We start from the raw sequence: 17149 nt of genomic DNA, 5'->3' as shown, positions 1-17149 counted from the left end.
CGCACCAAATCGCTCAGAGAAAGGACGTCGATGACCAGTCTCGGAGGACTCAACCCAACCTCGACCGCGCTGACGCTTGGACTAGTGCAACAGCAGGTGCCGTTGATCAGCACCATCGCGGACGTCGATGCGACAACCGATCTAGTGTGTCGAACGGTGCGTGAGGCCAAGTCCGGGTTTGGCTCCCTCGACATGCTGGTCTTCCCGGAATACTCCCTGCATGGTCTGCGAAAATCGTCATGGGCTCTCGACGACGTCATGTGCGACATGGACGGTCCACAGGTAGACCGGCTGCGTGAGGTCTGCCGAGAGTCGACAATGTGGGGTTGTTTCAGCGTCATGGAACGCAACCCGAACGGTGCGCCCTTCAACTCCGGGATCATCGTCGACGCCGACGGTGAAATTGTGCTCTACGTCCGCAAGCTCCATCCCTGGACACCGAAGGAGCCGTGGGAACCGGGTGATCTCGGTGTTCCCGTCTGCGAGGGACCGAAGGGGGCAGTGTTGTCCCTGCTCATCTGCCACGACGGAATGTTCCCGGAAATGGCGCGTGAGGCATGCTACCGCGGTGCGAACGTGCTGCTCCGTACGGCGGGGTACAAGTTCCCGTTGGCGCAAGCGTGGCGTATCACTAACGAGGCGAACGCATTTCAAAACCTTGCGTTTACAGCCTCAGTGTGTCTGGCGGGTGACGACGGCAATGGAATTCCGTCGATGGGCGAGGCCATGGTATGCGATTACGAGGGCACGATCGTGGAGCAAGGGGATTCGACGCCGGGCCGCATCGTCACGACCTCGATCGAGCCAACTCGCGCCGACGTGGCCCGACGCGAGTGGGGGGTGGAGAACAACATCTACCAACTCGGGCACCGCGGTTATACAGCCCTTGCTGGTGGCGCCCGTGACTGCCCGTATTCCTACATGAAGGCGCTGGTCGATGGTCGCTACCAGGTCCCCTGGGAAGCAGACGTGCAGGTTTTGGACGGATCTTCGGAGGGCTATGGTCCGCCGCGCACTGCGGACAATCCTGTTGATTCCGCGCGCGCCGGCTTGCGGGGCGCAGCGACAGAGTGACGCGCTGTGTAACGGGCTGATTAACTACCGGCGATACTTGCCCCAACGGTCGACACACTGTCGGATTTGTCTGTACTTTGGTGACGCAACCGGTTGCACAACCTGTTGCAGAAGAGAGGGCTTAGCAGTGGACTCTACGATTGGCGCACGCATTGCGGTGCCGGGCAGAGCATGTCACGACATCACAACCATGACCGAAGACGACATTTACAAATTGCTGTCATGCGCTGTCCAGCCACGGCCGATCGCATGGATCTCGACCGTCTCGGCGACTGGTGTCAACAATTTGGCACCCTTCAGTTTTTTCAACGTCGCGTCACGGAGTCCCGCAACTCTGATGGTTTCGATAGGCGAACGCATCGGGTGTCCAGGTGAACAGAAGGACACACTCGTCAATATCCGAGACACGGGAAACTTCGTTGTCAATATTCCATCGGCAGACAGTGCGGATGCAGTGACAGTCAGCTGCGACACGGTTCATCCCAACATCGATGAATTCGACCTGTCCGGGATGACTGCAATTGACTCGCAATCCGTTACTGCTCCTTCAGTGATGGAAGCGCTCATATCGCTCGAGTGCGAGACACACCAGGAAGTTGCGCTGGGGACCGACACGCTAGTACTCGGAACCGTGGTGACCGTCACGAGCAGAGCTGGTCTCCTGGCCGACAACCTGCACGTAGACACCCTGGCGCATCCCTTCCTGGGTCGATTAGCGGGACCATACTACGTGACCGAGATGAACCGAGTGGCGCAGTGACGCGGCAGTTCCGTGTCGCGGTCGTGCAAACACTGTCGTCGCTCGGCGCCTGGGAAGAGAACATCGACGCCGCTGGCGCGCAGGTTCGAAGTCTCGCCAGACACGGGTCGAGAATCATCGTGCTACCCGAATTGTTTGCGACCGGCTACGACCTCGGCACGGGCATTCAAGAACTCGCGGAAGTGGTGCCAGGACGAACGTCGCGTGCGTTGACCGCGTTGGCCGTGGAGACCGGCACCGTGCTCGTCACGGCGATCGCGCTCCGACTACCCGGTGGCGGCATCTCGGATAGTTCGCTCGTCGTCGGCCCTGGAGGCCTACTTGCGATAGGCCACAAACGTTTTCTCTGGGCAGGTGAGAAGACGGTATTTACCCCCGGGGCAGACAGCGGACTCGTCGTACAGACCCCGTTCGGTACGGTCGGCGTCGTTATCTGCTACGAAGCCGGCTTTCCCGAGGCGGTCCGCGATCTCGCGCGACGCGGTGCCGAGATCGTGGCCGTCCCGTCAGCTTTCGGCCACGTCCGACTTCATGTGTGGAAACTTCTCACTCGCTCTCGCGCTCTCGAGAACGGTGTCGTCGTCGCGGCCGCCGGGTTGACAGGTCAGTGCGGCGACGGGCCACGATTCGCTGGTCACAGCGTCATCGTCGACCCACGTGGACGCACGATCATCGAAATGGACGAACGGGTCGGTGCAGTCTCCGCTGCAGTCGCCAGTCAGGCGATTCTGGAAGCACGAGACGAAGTGCCGTATCTGCGAGATCTCGACCGCCTCGGCGGCATCACTGACATTAATGAGAGGAACCGATATGTTCGATCTGCGATCCGCTGATCTACTAGGTGCGTTCACCCGTCAGCTTGAGCTGTGCAATGTCCAGCCAGGTGAGCAAGTGGTGATCCTCGCCGAACCATCGAGCCGCGGTGACTACATCTCTGCCGCCTTCGGCGCGGCACAGAGCCTCGGCGCACAGGTACTCGCGGCGACAGTACCGGGCGGAAGCCCGGCCCCGATGCCCAGCACCCACACCGGTGCCGGACCCGGACTCCTCTCCGTCATGAATAGCTCGGTGGCTCAGGACATGCTCAAGGGTGCGGACCTGGTCGTCGATCTGACCGCAGAGGGTTTCATCCACGCACCGATTCAGCAGGAGATCCTCGCAACCGGAACACGCATCATCTTCGTTTGCGATGCCCCGGATGTGTTGATACGCAACATGCCCCAGGATGGCGACAAGGAACGAGTGAAGGCAGGCGTCGATCTGGTCCGCAACGGGTCGATCATGCAGATCACCAACGACGCAGGCACGGACCTGACCGTACAGCTGAGTAACTCGCAGCCCGAATTTCAAGTCGGATTCGCCGACGACGAGGGACGTTGGGATCACTGGCCGTCGACGATGGTGCTGTGCTGGCCCGAGATCTCGAACGGGCAGATCGTGTTGTCCGAGGGCGACATTCTGCTGCCGTTCAAAGAGTACGTTCGCGACAAGACCGCGCTGACGATCACCAACGGGCACATCGACGAGGTCACCGGCGGCGGCGAAGCGGCACTGCTCAACATGTTTTTCGATGACTCCAACGACAAGTGGTCGCGCTACCTCTCGCACATGGGCTGGGGCCTGATGAAGACCGGCGACTGGTTCGCTGCAGCGATGTACGGCAAGGACGACATCATGGGTATGGACGCCCGCGCATTCGCAGGCAGCTTCCTGTGGTCCACCGGACCACACCCCGTGCTCGGGAGAGACTCGTACGCGCACCTCGACATCGGCATGCGTGGATGCACCGTTTCTATCGACGGCATCGACGTCGTCAACGAGGGCCGACTGGTGGAGAACTGATATGGCACCGATCGAAGTTGTCATTGCAGGCGGCGGGCTCGGCGGCCTGACAGCAGCACTGTCGTTGCGCCATCGCGGTATTGCCGTCACAGTGCTCGAAGCTGCATCGCAACTCGGTGAGGTCGGTGCGGGCATTCAGACCGCGCCCAACGCCAGCCGGATCCTCATCGCACTCGGTATGCGCAAGCAGCTTGAGGCGATCAAGACCGAACCTATGGATCAGGTGCGTCGACGGTGGGAAAACGGTAAGGTCATTGCCCTGACGGCCCTGGGCGAGTACTGCAAGGAGACGTTCAACGCACCGTACTGGCACTACCACCGAGCCGACCTGCACTCCGCCATCCACGCCAGATGCCTCGATCCCGACGGCCCCGGCCCGATGGTGGCCTTCGAGACAGACGCGAAGGTGGTCGAGGTCGACCGCACGAACCCGCTGCGCCCGGTCACCGTGACCTCGAATGGCAAGCGCTACGAATCCGACCTGTTGATCGGCGCCGACGGCATCCGTTCCACGGTCCGCGATCTCATCGGTCTGCCGGACACCCTGGTATTTTCCGGCGAAATGGCGTATCGCGCACTGATTCCCGGCGACCGCATTGTCAAGGACCTGGCCACGCGATGGCTCGTCGACCGCTACCAGAGCACCATCTGGTACGGCCCGGACCGCCACCTGGTGCATTACATGATCCGTGACGGCGAATACCTCAACATCGTGGCTCTGGCCCCGTGTACCGACGAGGTCCGCGACGGTGGTCCACGGCTCGTCGGGCCCGAGGAACTGATGGCCACGTTTCCGGATTGGGACGACCGCGCACACGCGATGCTGTCAAAGGCCGACGAGAATGTCCTGTGCCAGGCACTGTACTACCGCAAGCCGGACCCTCGGTGGACCGACGGCCGCGTCGCACTCTTGGGCGACGCGTGCCACGCCATGTTGCCGTACCAAGCTCAAGGTGCATCTCAGGCGATGGAGGACGCCGCTGTGCTAGCCGAAGAACTCGCGAAGGTGACCACCGCCGGAATTGACGGAGCGTTGGCACGGTATGTCTTTCGACGAGCCAGGCACGCCCGAATGGTGCAGGATGCGAGCCTGCGGAACAAAACCTTTTACCACATTCCCGATGGACCCGAACAGGAGAAGCGGGACGCGACACTGGCGTCGTTCGAAGGAGAGTCCGATATCTCGTACGACTGGCTGTGGAGCGGAACGCCGCTCGACGACAGCGACGACGAGAAATTCCACTACTCGTTCGCTCGATGAGTGCTCGGACGACAACGCCGCGCCGGAGGCTGCGATGAAGACAGGTGAACAAATAACAGAGCTCCCCTGGAAATGGGGTGTCCAGGGAAAGATCTTCACAATCGGCGGCCTCGGCTACATGTTCGACGCATGGGACGTCGCACTTAACGGCGTCCTCACCCCGCTCCTCGGCTCGTACTTCCCAGTTTTGTATTGCTGTGACTCCGAGCTGTATCCGACGCAGATCAGAGCGTCGGGCTTGGGCTACGCGTCTTCGGTCAGCCGCGTCGCTACCGGCTTCGCGCCACTGCTGTTCGGCTCAGGTATGTGGCCAATCCTGCGTTTGCCATTGACGTTTGGCATCGTCACCGCGTTCGTCCTGTTCGCAATAATCTGGATGGCGTACTTCGCACCGGTAACCAAGGGCCGAGAACTCGACACCCTCGTCGACGACACTCCCCACGTCATTGCAAGCGAGGCTCGGGTCTGATGAAACCCGCACAGTTCAACTACCACCGCGCTCGCGACGTTCAGGGCGCACTACGACTGCTCACCGAGTTGGGCGAGGACGCGAAGATCATCGCCGGAGGCCAATCCCTGGTCGCCATGATGAACTTCCGACTCGCCCGGCCGGGGCACCTCGTCGACGTTGGCGGTCTCAACTCGCTGCAGTACATCCGCGAGGAGTCCGACGGCCTGCACATTGGAGCCTTTGACGACGCATCAACAGGTCGAGACCGGCTACCTGGGAACGGATTTCGTAGTGCTGCGCGACGCCATGCGCTGGGTCGGGCACTACCCGATCCGAACGCGTGGCACCGTCGGCGGCAGCATCGCCCACGCCGACGCGACGGCGGAATGGTGTTTGCTGGCCATCCTGCTCGATGCTCGCATCGTGGTCGAAAGCGTGCGTGGGCGTCGGATGATCGAGGCAGATTCATTCTTCTTCGGTTACTACGCAACCGACCTGGCGTTCGACGAGATGATCGTAGAGATCTTCTTCCCGAACCGGGCACCCCATGCCGCGGTGACCGAATTCGCCGAGCGTCGAGGTGATTTCGCGATCGTCGCCGCGGCAGTATCGCTCGACCTGGACGGCGTCGAAGTCGTCGGGGGCCGCGTAGCCCTCGCCGGCGTCGGCGCCACTCCAGTGCGATCGCCAGCCGCTGAAGCAGTCCTCGCTGCGGGCGGCACGTTCGCCGACTGCGCCGATGCAGCTGCGGACGCCCTGGACCTCGAAGACGAAGGCATGTTCACCGTCGAATACCGCCGCACCCTCGTACGCACCCTCGTTACGGATGCGTATGGCGACGCGCTGGTCAGTCAAGGAGCCCATACATGAGTAGTACCGAAGTGCTGACCCCCAAGTTCGTCGGAACATCGGTGGCCCGTCGGGAGGATCCCCGGTTGTTGACCGGGCGCGGCCGTTTTGTCGACGACATCGCCATGCCGGGCATGCTCCACGCGCAGTTCGTGCGCAGTACAGTGGCCGCCGGCTCGGTGACGACCCTGGACGTCAGTGATGTGACCGAGGTCGACGGCGTCCGCGCCGTGTTCACTGCCGCGGACCTCGACTTGAAGCCAATTCGCGCCGTATTGGTTCGCCCACTGTCGGAATTCGTGCCGACAGACATGCCCGTGCTCAGTAGCGATGTTGTCAGATACGTGGGGGAACCGCTGGCGTTGGTCGTCGCCGACGATGCCTACACCGTCGAGGACGGGCTCGAGGCAGCACGCGTGGCCTACCAGACCGACACCGCGATCACGTCCGCCGATCAGGCGGTGAGCGACGGCGTCCCGCTGGTGCATGACGGCGTCCCGAACAACACGGTCGTCGACGTACAGATGTTCGCGACGGAGGGCATCGACGTGATCTTCGACGACGCCCACACCATCGTTACCGTTCGATCGCGGACCGGACGTCAGAACGCACTGCCCCTCGAGACTCGTGGTTGCCTCGCCTACTGGGACGGCCGCGACGAGCAGTTGATCATTTACATTTGCACCCAGGTCCCGCACCAGGTCCGTACCGTCACCGCGCTGTGTCTCGGGCTGGACGAGCGTCAGGTGCGCGTCGTCGTCCCCGACATGGGCGGCGGATTCGGCCAGAAGTGCGTCGTGGGTCGCGAAGAGATTGCCGTAGCGGCAGCCGCGCTGAAGCTAGGTCGCCCGGTCAAGTGGATCGAGGACCGAAAAGACGCGTTGACCGCGTCGTTCCTCGCTCGCGAGCAGCAGTACGACGTGCGCGCAGCGTTCGACTCCGAAGGACACATCCTGGGGCTCGACGCGGACGTCGTCTGCGATATGGGAGCTTACTCGTGCTACCCGTTCACCGCCGGTATCGAACCGCTGATGGCCTCGGCGGAAATGCCCGGTGTGTATAAGGTTCCGGCATACCGCGTGCGCGGACGGTCGATCTTTAGCAACAAGACCCCGACCGCTCCGTATCGCGGCGTCTCTCGGCCGCAGTACGTCATGGTGATGGAGCGACTGTTCGAGCGGGCGGCACGGGCGCTCGGGCTCGACGCCGTCGAGATCCGTCGCCGCAACGTAATCACCGCGTTCCCGTACACCGGCGTCAACAACATCACCTACGACCCCGGCTCCTACCTCGAAGCCCTGAACCTGTGCGAGAAGACGCTGCGCGACGAAGGCTGGTACTCGTATCAAGAGCGGGCGCTCGCCGCCGGACGGCACGTCGGCATCGGCTACTCCTGCTTCAGCGAGCGGACCGGCTACGGCAGCAGCGCGTTCGCAGCGCGCAAGATGAACGTGGTCCCGGGATTCGACATCTCCGAGGTCAAGATGGACACCTCCGGGACCGTCGTCGTCACCACCGGCACGATGAGCCACGGCCAGAGCCACGAAACGACCATGGCGCAGATTGTCGCCGACTGCCTCGGCATCGAGGTGGAGCAGGTCAAGATTGTGCAGGGCGATACCGACCGGATCACCTACGGATTCGGTTCGTTCGCATCGCGATCTATCACTATCGGCGGCAGCGCGGTCGCTCTGGCATCGAACAAACTGGGCGAGAAGCTCTGCGAGATTGCGGCACATTTGATGGAAACTCGACACGACAATGTCGAATTGGGGTCGGGCCTCGTCCGCCAGCGTGACGACCATTCGAAGTTCGTCACCTACATAGATATTGCGGACGTCTCGTATCTCAAGGCGCACTTGATGCCCAAGGGCGTCGAACCGGGACTGTCCGCGACCGCAAGCTTCGACGTGTTCAACGACGGCACCTTTTCCAACGCCACGCACGGAGTGGTCGTGGAACTGCACGAGGGCACCGGCAAGGTCGAGATATTGCGCTACTTCTGCGTCGAAGACTGCGGCGTCGCCATCAACCCCAAGATCGTCGAAGGTCAGTGCCGCGGCGGTATTGCACAGGGCATCGCGGGCGCCCTGTTCGAGCAGGTGTCGTACGACGTAAACGGCAATCCGCTGTGTGCGAGCTTCATCGACTACAAGGTGCCGACTGCCTGCGAGATCCCCGACATCGGCATCGCGCACCTCGAAACCCCCTGCCTGTTCACTGAATCCGGTGCCAAGGGTGCGGGGGAGGGCGGCACGATCGGCGCTCCGGCAGCCGTGCTTAACGCCGTTAACGACGGACTACGCTTCACCGGAGTCGAATTGAACAACACGCCGATCACGCCTGTTGCCGTACAGGCCGCACTGGCGAAGGGACCAGCATGAGCAACAAGCACCTGATCGAACTCACTGTGAACGGCACGGAGCACGAGGTGGTCATCGAACCGCGTCGCACACTCGTGGACGTACTGCGTCACAATCTGCGCCTGACGGGCACCCACGTCGGGTGCGAGCACGGCGTCTGCGGAGCCTGCACCGTCCTCATCGACGGCAAACCGACTCGTGCATGCCTGACCTTCGCAGCACAGGTCGAGAACACGGACATACGCACTGTCGAATCGTTGTCCAACGGCGACACTCTGAGTGACCTCCAGCAAGCGTTCTCCGCACACCACGGCCTGCAATGCGGCTTCTGTACACCTGGGTTCCTGATGCTGGCCGAAGGATTCCTTGCCGAAAACCCAGACGCGAAAATAGACGAAATTCGGGAAGTCGTCGCGTCGAATTATTGCCGATGCACCGGTTACCAAACCATCGTCGAAGCCATCGACTCGTGCGCCGAGCAACGTCGTTGCGCCGGCTGCGTGAAAATGAACGGAGTTCCGCAGTGATACTGACCAACACCCTCGACATCGATGCGTCCGCCGACGACGTCTTCCGGCTGATCAACGACGTCGAGAAAGTCGCCACCTGTGTACCCGGCGCGGCGATCACGGGTAAGGACGGCGACACTTTCCTCGGCGGCGTCAAGGTCAAAGTAGGGCCGATCAGCGCGTCCTACGCCGGTACGATCCGTTTCATCGAGGTCGACAGCGAAGCTCACACGCTGACGTTGGAAGCCAAAGGGGCGGATTCCCACGGCAACGGTGACGCCGAGGCCCAAGTCGACCTGGCGGTCGAATCCATGGGCGACAGGTCACGGCTGACGTTGCGTACCGACCTCGTCATAAGTGGCAAGATCGTCTCGTTCGGCAAGGGCGCTATCGTTGCGGTGTCGAACAAGGTCATGCAACAGTTCGCGGTCAACCTCGGTGCGCTCCTGAATGAACGATCGCTTGGGACTGATGCTGCACCACAACTCCATGTTGTCCCGACGAGGGCCATGGAACAGGTCTCAAGTGAGTTGAACGTGATGTCTTTCGCACCGACATCGGTAAAAAAGTACGCACCCTACGTCGGCATCTTCACCGCAGGAGCCATCGAAGGATGGTTGATTTCCAGAGCTTTCACTAGGCGTTGACCCCAGTGCGCGAGCTCGTGAAGTCGTTGAAGCAATGGTATGTAGAGGGATCCCCCGTCGGCCTGGCAACTGTGGTTCGAGCGAGAGGGAGTGCTGTTCACGGGGTCGGGGCTATGCTGGCCGTCGGCCCGCACGGACAGGCGGTCGGCGGGGTGTCCGGCGGTTGCGTAGAAGGAGTGGTGTTCGACGCCGCGTCAGCAGCTGCGCTCGACGGCACACGAGACCGACTGTGGTTCGGAGCGAACGACACCGACCCCTTTGCGGTCGCGCTGACATGCGGCGGCGAGATCGAGATCGTCGTCGAGAGGCTGGATTGTCGAACGCGGCCGCACTATCGAACGTTGTTGGATCACGTAGGTTGCCAGTCGGCCGTGTGCGAGATCGTGGATCTGAATGCGACCTCCGGACCTGTCCACCTGGTGGTTAGTCCATCCGAGATGTATGGATCTTTTGGAACGCCTGAAATCGATGCTGCCGCTACACGACTCGGCCGGGAGATGCTTCATTCTGGTACCTCGGGACTGGCGCATGTCGAATCGGATGGTGCGGCGATCGAGGTCTTCGTACACTCATTCCCTGGACCACCACGAATGCTCGTCTTTGGCGGTCTCGACCTCGCAGATGCGGTTGCGCAAATCGCGAAGCTCGTCGGCTACCGCGTGGTCGTATGCGACGCACGCCCGGTGTTCGCTACCGCCAGTCGGTTCCCTCATGCAGACGAAGTCGTACACGCTTGGCCACATCAGTATCTGCAACAGCAGTCGGATGCCGGATCTGTTGATCCTTCAACCGTTTTGTGTGTTCTCACTCACGACAGCAAGTTCGACGAACCCCTGCTGGAAGTAGCGGTACGAACTGCGGCCCGATACATCGGGGTGCTCGGTAGTCGTCGAACCCACGAGAATCGAATAACCCGCCTTCTGGAACACGGTCTCAGTGTCGAGGAAACAGCACGATTGCACTCTCCAATCGGCCTCGATATCGGCGGTCACACTACACACGAGATGGCATTGTCCATCGTGGCGGAGATAGTCGCGTCTGGTCGCGGGCGTTCGGGAGGGGCGTTGCGTCGTGGCGTTGGATCAATCAGAGGATCAGCAAGCACGATGTGACGAGTCGCCGACGAGACCCACCATAGGTTCTGGCTAGCGGCGCAACCATCGGTGCTGGCGTCGTGTACGTGGGTCGAAGCGTCAGGCAGTCACTCAGACGCTGAGATCGGCCCACAGATCGGTCAAGTAGTCGACTTGATCATCGCGGGAGAACTTGGAGTTCATTGTCCTCGAGACTCATGGCGGTGGACGTCATATTGGTGAGGAGGGCGATACGCGATCGACGAACACGGTCCACGTGTCCCGGCTGGTGAGTGGCTGCGGCGACAACGGCAGCGATGGAACGGGTGTTCTTCGTGTCCAGCCACACACGCACGTCTGGGTCGGTAAGCCGCGTGACGCTGATTGCAGTCGGCGCGCCCTCAACCGCCCGCCACAGTAGGAGTTGGTCGCTGATTCTCTCGCGCAACTCCCTCTTCGTAATTCCCCTAGCCACCGTCGCCGCGACGTCGTCCGTCGCACCATCCACCGAGGGCCAGACCCTAGTGAGGTACTTGATCAAGACAGCCGTATTACTACGGAAGTGGAGGTAGAACGTCGCACGACTGCATCCCACCGCTGACACGATAACGTCCGATGGGCTATGTGGGCGACCACCGGGCCCGGCGAGTACGGCGTCACGGTCGTTGACACCAGGGGCGAGCTGACAGTTGTGCCCGCTGGTGACATCGACATCACCGACCGGTGCCGCCCCCTGGTACAGAACCGTTGGACCATGATTCCTATGTCCGATACTGCCTCGCGCAGGTCGGTTCCATGTCGATTTCCGCCGACATCACCGATGTCCGCGTGTCGTTCACGGGTGCATGGCCACACGGGCAGGTGCACGTGACCTTTCGCCACGCCGCGTACGCAGGGCTCACGCTTATCGCTCGATGCAACATTTACGACGAGAACGGCCAGAGAGTGGAGAGCGCGCCCAGCTACATAGCCGAGGTGCTCGCCGAGCAGGCCGCCATGCGCTCCTACCCCCCGGCCGAGAATGCCGTCGACGGCATTCTGTGGGTCTGACGTTCAACCGCACCGACTTCCATGCGCATCGACACCTGCGCACGGTTGTCAGTACTTCGACACGACCATCAACCCGAGGTGCCGCGTCTGCGTTTGCAGGTCCAGGAGCAACCGTGCGCCCTGCTCGTGGTACGAACGCTCTTCGCCCGGGGTCTTCCAGCCAGCAAAGGCGTCGTAGCACTCGTCGAAGTTGTGCTGAAAGTCGTACAGGTCGCGGATCAGATCGCCGGTCAACGGCAATTCGTTCTTCTCGACGTTCATCGGTCCTCGGCGCCCACAGAACGGGTAGTCGAACAGCCAGACGGGGAACGGTGACCCATACTCGACGAACAGAGACACCGTGGGCTCGCCCTGTGATCGCACACCCCAATATCTACTCGAACCCGATGTGCGCTCGTTGCCAGGCTGGCCGCCAATAACCGTCGCATCCCTCAAAAGGGTCGCGTGTAGTGAATCGAAGGGTGAAGAACGAGCACTAGGCTCCTGTCGTGGCGAAACGCGAGATCGTGGAATTGACCGACGATATAGACGTCAGCAGCATCGCCGACGGAGCCGGGGAAACGATCGACTTCTCCGTCAACGGAATCGACTACCGAATCGACCCGGAAGAGAAGAATTCGAGATAGTTTGACCGCAAGCTCGACTACTACATCGAGCACAGCGAGCGGGTCGGTGGCCGCAAGCGGACCGCTCATCTTCCGCAGCTCGCGACTTCCCGGCGGCCGCCGGGAAATCGACGAAGCGTGATCTGGAACAGACGCGGGCGATCCGGGAGTGGGCGAACGCGAGCGGGTACGAGGTCAGCGACCGCGGCCGGTTCCCCGCGGCAGTGGTGGAGCGTTCGACGCCGACCATTAGTTGCTCTCACAGGCTGCTGCTGGTGATCCGGTAGTCGCTGACCTTCCATTCCCCCGCAGCGTCGTTGAGGGTGATGGTGGCGGTGTAGGTGGTGTACGGGGTGGCCTGCCCGGACTGGTGCTGCACGGTCTGCGCGATGGTGACCGGAACTGTGGCGGTGTCGCCGTCGACGGCGGTGTCCCCATCGGGCCGTACGACGGCGGTGAGGGTGTCGCCGCTGCGCCCCCATGCCGCCCACTCCGAGATGGGTTTCGGGGCCGGTGACGGCGCCTGCGCGGCGGCGGTGGCCATCGGGCCGGTGAGATGCCCGGCCTGGGTGTGCAGGGCGTCCCACGTCGAGTCCTGCACTGCCGGTTGCCAGGTGAACACGCCGGCCATGACGACGGTGGCGACGTCGACCGGATCGGTGCCGACAGGGTCGATGGTGAACCCGGCGTCGGTTCCCCCAGCCGCGGGGGTGTCGTCACGGTCGCCGGTGACCCACAGCGCGGCGGCGGTGCCGACGGCGACGATCAGGACGACAGCCAGGGCCGCGAACAGGACGACGGCGGTGAGGCGTCGGCGGTGGTGGGTGTCGAACACGGGTCCTCCTTGTCGGGTCATCGGGCGAGGTCGTAGTCGCCGGCGGCGGCTGTGATGGTGGTGACGTAGTTCTGCGTCTCCACATACGGGGGGATGCCGCCGAACTGCTGCACGGCTCCGGGGCCGGCGTTGTAACCGGCGAGCATCAGCTCCACCGGATCACCGGTGACGGCACCGGATTCCATACCCGGGCGCAGATCGTCGAGGACGGCGCAGTTGTACCGTCCTTGCGCCACGACCGCATCCCCGACGTCGTCCGGGTCACCGGCTCCGGCGGGTCCGGTGACCTCGCCGGTCTCGTCGTCGACGGGGAACCCGTAGGACGCCCAGGTGCCGGGCAGGAACTGGGTGTAACCCCGCGCCCCGGCAGGACTGGTCAGGCCGGGACGAAACCCGGACTCCTGCTCGAGCTGTGCGGCGAGGATCGCCGGGGAGAGTTCGCGGCACTGCGCCGCGGAGAGCGGCAGCCACTTCTCGAACTCCGGTGGGATCTGACCGGCTGCGAGGTCGGCGTGGTCGCCGATCCCCGCGCCGGGTGCGGTGGTGCAGGTGCCGTTCGCCTTCGGGGCCGATCCCGCTACACCCGGCGGCGCCCCGTAACTCTGCCCGGGTGCGGGCGGTCCGTGGCCGATGGTGGTGACGTGGACGTGGTCGAAGTGGTTCTGCGTCGGTGATCCTCTGTCCTACATGACGTTCGGTTCACCGTCGGAGGGGATGTACTGCTGTCGCCAGATCATGTACTCGATCTGCAACACCTGACGGTTGGCCCAGAGATAGTCCTTCACCTGATCGCCGAGCGCCTTGCCTTCCTCCGAGGGCCAGTTGTCGATCATGATGTCCGCGGCCCGGCCGGACGGGTGGTCGTCGAAGCCGCCGCCGTCTGCCCGCCATCCGCCGATGGACGTGATCTGCGGGAACTTCGCGTGGACGGCGCGGGCGACGCGGACGGTGTCGACCTGGAAGTGCTCCTCCGACCCGACCGCCGCGGGGAGCGCTGCCAACTCCGCGCCATTCGCCGACACGGCGACGTCCGGTGCGGCCGGGGCCGGCGGGGTGGTCGACGGCGAGCTGCCCGGCGTTCCGGAACCAGCTGCACCGGAACCGGGCTCGGCGGCTCCGGCGTAGAACGGTGCCGGGTCGACGGCGTTGCCGGGTGCCCACCCGCCTGGGTGGTACTCGAAGTGCAGGTGCGCTCCGGTGGTGTCACCGTTGTTGCCCTCGTTCGCGATGTGCTGCCCGGCGGTGACCCGGTCCCCCACCTTGACGAGGACGCCGTCGGGGAACATGTGCCCGTAGACGGTGGAGACGACGCGCCCGCCGATGTTGTGGTCGAGGACGATCCACTGCCCGAATCCCTGCGCCTCACCGGCTTTGGCGACGACACCGTCGGCGTAGGCGTAGATGGGTGTGCCGATCGGACCGGCGAGGTCGATGCCGTTGTGCTGGGTGCCCCACCGTGGCCCGAAGCCGCTGGTGAGCTGCGCTTCGCCGGTCTTCATGGGCTTGGCGAACGATCCGGCCGGGACGCCCCCGGCCGACGGAACAGAGGTGCCCGACGGCAGGCAGTCCTCGTCGCCGCTGGGGCTCAGGGTGGTGACGAACAGGACCACGAACAGTGCCGCCGCGAGGACCGCGACGAGGGCGACGATCCCGCCCTTCTTCACAGCCGCGCCCCGCTCATGACCGACTCGGCGGCCACCGAACGCGGTGCGGTGGCGGCGAGCCGGTCGGTGAGTCGGCGGTTGACCGCGAGCAGCCGCTCGATCTCGGCCTCGGCGGCCCGCAGTCTCGCCACGACCTCGTCCGCGGCCGGGGCGCGGGAGGGCCCGAACTCGGTCTTGATCCACCGGTTCACGGTGTTCCCGTGCGCGCCGATCTGCTCGGCGATGGCGGTGACGCACTGGTCGCGGGAGGCGTAGTTGGGGCGCGAGGACCGGTAGGTGCTCAGCGCCCAGCTCCGGACGTCCGCCTCGTAGCGGGGCCGCATCAGAAGTCCCCGGTGCCGGTGTGGGCGGCGACGAGATCGCCGCGATTGCCCTGGAAGTACTCCGCGAAGCGGGCGTTGGTGTCGTGGACTCCGGTGTCGAGCTCGACATCGGTGAACACCGTCTGGATCGGTATGCCGGGGGTGTTGTCCTTGGCGACCTTGATCAGGAACTTTCCCCGCCCGATGGGTGCTCGTGCGGTGCGCCGTTCCGCCGAGCGCAGCGCGGCCCCGCGGGACCAGGAGGTCACCATGCTCGCTTCGGCGGGGGTGAACTTGAGCTCGCCGGAGAGTCGTTCGACCTCACCGATGGGCAGCCCCCCGCACACGACCATCCCGGCGCGGTCGATGAACCCTTTCGCGGTCTTGATGTCCGCTTCGGTGGGCAGGGTCTCGAGGTCGCGGCCGGTGTGGGTGATCATCAGCAGTCCGGCGCCGTCAGTGCGGTTGAGTCGGGAGATCTCGTTGACGCGGGCGACCATGCCGGGGCCGGCCCCGATGACTTGCCACAGCTCGTCCAGGGCGAGCAGGAACAGACGCTGGCGGTCCAGTCCGGCGTCGGCGAGCAGGTGCGCCGCTTCCACGGTGCCGTAGGCGTCGGCCCAGCAGGAGAGCATCACGGCCGCTTTGAGGGTGGTGTCGCCGCGGTCGAGGGAGGAGACGTCGATGACGATCATGGGGGCGTCGAGGTCGAGCGGTTCGGAGGTGTGGTCGGCGAAGATGTCACCGAGTGGGCCGGAGATGAGCGCTCCGAGCGCCTGCATCAGCTCGGTGATCTGTTCCCGGTATCCCTCGCGCGTCGTCTGGTAGGCCGCGCGCTGCATCGCCGCGGATCCGGCGTCGATGCGCTCGTACAGGTCCACCAGCAGCGGGGGCCGGTCGTAGCTGAAACCGCCGTCGGCGTAGAGCTCGTCGAGGGCGGTACCGATGAGGGAGTTCTCGAACGCCTTCACCGAGTGCGTGTCGTAGCGGATCAGCTCCACAAGGGCGCACACGGCGTTGACCTGCCGGGTCCGCACGGTCAGCTCGGCCGTGCCGATCAGCTCGTCGAGCTGGGCGATCCTGGCGCGGTCCCCGGCGGCCGCGGCGTCGATGCGGGCGCGGCGGATGCGGGCGACGGCTTGCCCCAGGGTTCCGGCGGCGAGCGGGTTGAGGTGCCCGCCGCCGTAGCCGAGGGTGACGACCTGGCCGCCGACGAGATGCGCCAGCTTGACGTACTCGGCCTTGATGTCGCCGGCGACGATGGGCGTCTGCCCCCACGCGATCGCGCCGAGCAGGATCTTGCGGATGAGCGAGGACTTGCCGAGCCCTGGCAGGGACAGGACGAACATCGACGGGTTGGCGATGTGGTTGTCGCGGAAGTAGGCGAACGGATCGCATGAGACGGCCTCGCCGGTAATGGCGTGCTGGCCGACGATGGTGCCCGAGGCCGGTGCGGCGGCGCCGATGGCCCACGGGTTGAACCCGCAGACCTGCACCGACGACGCCTCGTATTCGATGGGCGCGGGGCTGGCGAGCATCCGGCCGCCGCCCGGGCCGGTGTAGCCGCGGGAGGTGGCGCGCTTGGCTCCGCGCCACCAGGGATCGCCCGCCAGTTCCTCGGTCACCTCACCGTGGGCGTTGCGCCACCGGACCAGCCCGAGGCCGGTGCGCGACCACCAGGCCGGTTCGTCGTCGTCGCCGTCGGAGATGCGCTGCGCCAACTGCTCGTAGTCGACGTCGGCGATCAACCAGCGCACCCCGCGAGGGAGCATCTGCAGCTGGACCTCCACGCCGCCCTCCGGCACGAGGTCGTCGCGGGGACTGGTGGTTGCGCTCATGGGGAACCTTCCGGTGGGAACGGCGG

General features: G+C 64.0%; 20 protein-coding genes and 2 pseudogenes. 15 read left to right on the top strand and 7 right to left on the bottom strand.

Annotated elements, in window-relative coordinates; genetic code table 11:
* The first annotated feature begins 30 nt into the window (after positions 1-30).
* The 13 genes and pseudogenes from OG947_RS07430 to OG947_RS07370 all read left to right on the top strand — a co-directional run bounded on the left by OG947_RS07430 (position 31) and on the right by OG947_RS07370 (position 11879).
* Positions 31-1074, top strand: a complete 1044-nt coding sequence (locus tag OG947_RS07430; protein WP_328813525.1) for a formamidase — start codon at positions 31-33, stop codon at positions 1072-1074.
* A 190-nt stretch (positions 1075-1264) separates the two neighbouring features.
* Positions 1265-1834 (top strand): flavin reductase family protein, encoded by a 570-nt coding sequence (locus OG947_RS07425; protein WP_328813524.1) that lies wholly within the window; start codon positions 1265-1267, stop codon positions 1832-1834.
* Positions 1831-2667: a carbon-nitrogen hydrolase family protein gene (locus OG947_RS07420; RefSeq protein ID WP_328813523.1), complete on the top strand. Its 837-nt coding sequence runs from the start codon at positions 1831-1833 to the stop codon at positions 2665-2667. The genes OG947_RS07425 and OG947_RS07420 overlap by 4 nt, the downstream gene beginning before the upstream one ends.
* Complete coding sequence (locus OG947_RS07415; RefSeq protein WP_328813522.1) at positions 2645-3676, top strand: hypothetical protein; 1032 nt, start codon at positions 2645-2647, stop codon at positions 3674-3676. Before OG947_RS07420 ends, OG947_RS07415 begins: the two co-directional genes overlap by 23 nt.
* A 1-nt stretch (position 3677) precedes the next feature.
* Positions 3678-4937: an FAD-dependent monooxygenase gene (locus OG947_RS07410; protein WP_328813521.1), complete on the top strand. Its 1260-nt coding sequence runs from the start codon at positions 3678-3680 to the stop codon at positions 4935-4937.
* Positions 4938-4971: 34 nt separating this feature from the next.
* Positions 4972-5406, top strand: a complete 435-nt coding sequence (locus OG947_RS07405; protein WP_328813520.1) for an MFS transporter — start codon at positions 4972-4974, stop codon at positions 5404-5406.
* Positions 5406-5567 (top strand): annotated as a pseudogene (locus OG947_RS07400) (FAD binding domain-containing protein); the annotation flags it as partial. The gene OG947_RS07405 and the pseudogene OG947_RS07400, both read left to right, overlap by 1 nt.
* 61 nt (positions 5568-5628) lie before the next feature.
* On the top strand, positions 5629-6258 hold the full coding sequence (locus OG947_RS07395; protein ID WP_328813519.1) for an FAD binding domain-containing protein: 630 nt from the start codon (positions 5629-5631) through the stop codon (positions 6256-6258).
* Entirely contained in the window at positions 6255-8621 is a 2367-nt protein-coding gene (locus OG947_RS07390) for a xanthine dehydrogenase family protein molybdopterin-binding subunit (protein WP_328813518.1), read from the top strand. The genes OG947_RS07395 and OG947_RS07390 overlap by 4 nt, the downstream gene beginning before the upstream one ends.
* Positions 8618-9127, top strand: a complete 510-nt coding sequence (locus OG947_RS07385; protein WP_328813517.1) for a (2Fe-2S)-binding protein — start codon at positions 8618-8620, stop codon at positions 9125-9127. Before OG947_RS07390 ends, OG947_RS07385 begins: the two co-directional genes overlap by 4 nt.
* Positions 9124-9756 (top strand): SRPBCC family protein, encoded by a 633-nt coding sequence (locus tag OG947_RS07380; protein WP_328813516.1) that lies wholly within the window; start codon positions 9124-9126, stop codon positions 9754-9756. The genes OG947_RS07385 and OG947_RS07380 overlap by 4 nt, the downstream gene beginning before the upstream one ends.
* Before the next feature lie 5 nt (positions 9757-9761).
* Positions 9762-10868, top strand: a complete 1107-nt coding sequence (locus OG947_RS07375) for an XdhC family protein (RefSeq protein WP_328813515.1) — start codon at positions 9762-9764, stop codon at positions 10866-10868.
* A gap of 756 nt (positions 10869-11624) precedes the next feature.
* A complete protein-coding gene (locus OG947_RS07370; RefSeq protein WP_328813514.1) occupies positions 11625-11879 on the top strand; it encodes a hypothetical protein in 255 nt (84 codons plus the stop codon).
* Positions 11880-11927: 48 nt separating this feature from the next.
* On the opposite strand, the gene OG947_RS07365 is transcribed toward OG947_RS07370, so the two are convergent.
* A complete protein-coding gene (locus tag OG947_RS07365) occupies positions 11928-12218 on the bottom strand; it encodes a hypothetical protein (RefSeq protein WP_328813513.1) in 291 nt (96 codons plus the stop codon).
* 149 nt (positions 12219-12367) lie between these two features.
* Here OG947_RS07365 and OG947_RS22640 point away from each other — a divergent pair, with 149 nt between their 5' ends.
* Both OG947_RS22640 and OG947_RS22635 read left to right on the top strand, forming a co-directional pair.
* Positions 12368-12505, top strand: a complete 138-nt coding sequence (locus OG947_RS22640; RefSeq protein WP_442973100.1) for an Lsr2 dimerization domain-containing protein — start codon at positions 12368-12370, stop codon at positions 12503-12505.
* Between the two features lie 122 nt (positions 12506-12627).
* Entirely contained in the window at positions 12628-12771 is a 144-nt protein-coding gene (locus OG947_RS22635; protein ID WP_442973122.1) for an Lsr2 family DNA-binding protein, read from the top strand.
* On the opposite strand, the gene OG947_RS07355 is transcribed toward OG947_RS22635, so the two are convergent.
* The 6 genes and pseudogenes from OG947_RS07355 to OG947_RS07330 form a co-directional block, all read right to left on the bottom strand.
* A complete protein-coding gene (locus OG947_RS07355) occupies positions 12744-13319 on the bottom strand; it encodes a hypothetical protein (protein WP_328813512.1) in 576 nt (191 codons plus the stop codon). The two genes, OG947_RS22635 and OG947_RS07355, sit on opposite strands and share 28 nt — an antisense overlap.
* 17 nt (positions 13320-13336) lie before the next feature.
* Positions 13337-13555 carry a lytic transglycosylase domain-containing protein gene (locus OG947_RS07350; protein ID WP_328813511.1) on the bottom strand — a complete coding sequence of 73 codons (219 nt, stop codon included), beginning with the start codon at positions 13553-13555 and terminating at the stop codon, positions 13337-13339.
* A gap of 51 nt (positions 13556-13606) precedes the next feature.
* A pseudogene (locus OG947_RS07345) lies at positions 13607-13786 on the bottom strand (transglycosylase SLT domain-containing protein); the annotation flags it as partial.
* 216 nt (positions 13787-14002) lie between these two features.
* Positions 14003-14983, bottom strand: coding sequence for a M23 family metallopeptidase (locus OG947_RS07340; RefSeq protein ID WP_328813510.1), 981 nt, complete (start codon positions 14981-14983; stop codon positions 14003-14005).
* Positions 14980-15306 carry a transposase gene (locus tag OG947_RS07335; RefSeq protein WP_328813509.1) on the bottom strand — a complete coding sequence of 109 codons (327 nt, stop codon included), beginning with the start codon at positions 15304-15306 and terminating at the stop codon, positions 14980-14982. The genes OG947_RS07340 and OG947_RS07335 overlap by 4 nt, the downstream gene beginning before the upstream one ends.
* Positions 15306-17123: an ATP/GTP-binding protein gene (locus tag OG947_RS07330; protein ID WP_328813508.1), complete on the bottom strand. Its 1818-nt coding sequence runs from the start codon at positions 17121-17123 to the stop codon at positions 15306-15308. The genes OG947_RS07335 and OG947_RS07330 overlap by 1 nt, the downstream gene beginning before the upstream one ends.
* Positions 17124-17149 lie beyond the last annotated feature (26 nt).

Source organism: Rhodococcus sp. NBC_00297 (assembly GCF_036173065.1).
In the GTDB taxonomy this organism is placed as follows: domain Bacteria; phylum Actinomycetota; class Actinomycetes; order Mycobacteriales; family Mycobacteriaceae; genus Rhodococcoides.
This window is presented reverse-complemented; position numbering and strand designations above follow the sequence as displayed.

Coding starts and splice junctions, on each gene's coding strand:
- OG947_RS07405 (WP_328813520.1), top strand. CDS start 4,972: ATGAAGACAGGTGAACAAATAACAGAGCTCCCCTGGAAATGGGGTGTC.
- OG947_RS07385 (WP_328813517.1), top strand. CDS start 8,618: ATGAGCAACAAGCACCTGATCGAACTCACTGTGAACGGCACGGAGCAC.
- OG947_RS07370 (WP_328813514.1), top strand. CDS start 11,625: ATGTCGATTTCCGCCGACATCACCGATGTCCGCGTGTCGTTCACGGGT.
- OG947_RS07415 (WP_328813522.1), top strand. CDS start 2,645: ATGTTCGATCTGCGATCCGCTGATCTACTAGGTGCGTTCACCCGTCAG.
- OG947_RS07335 (WP_328813509.1), bottom strand. CDS start 15,306: ATGCGGCCCCGCTACGAGGCGGACGTCCGGAGCTGGGCGCTGAGCACC.
- OG947_RS07425 (WP_328813524.1), top strand. CDS start 1,265: ATGACCGAAGACGACATTTACAAATTGCTGTCATGCGCTGTCCAGCCA.
- OG947_RS07330 (WP_328813508.1), bottom strand. CDS start 17,123: ATGAGCGCAACCACCAGTCCCCGCGACGACCTCGTGCCGGAGGGCGGC.
- OG947_RS07390 (WP_328813518.1), top strand. CDS start 6,255: ATGAGTAGTACCGAAGTGCTGACCCCCAAGTTCGTCGGAACATCGGTG.
- OG947_RS07430 (WP_328813525.1), top strand. CDS start 31: ATGACCAGTCTCGGAGGACTCAACCCAACCTCGACCGCGCTGACGCTT.
- OG947_RS07410 (WP_328813521.1), top strand. CDS start 3,678: ATGGCACCGATCGAAGTTGTCATTGCAGGCGGCGGGCTCGGCGGCCTG.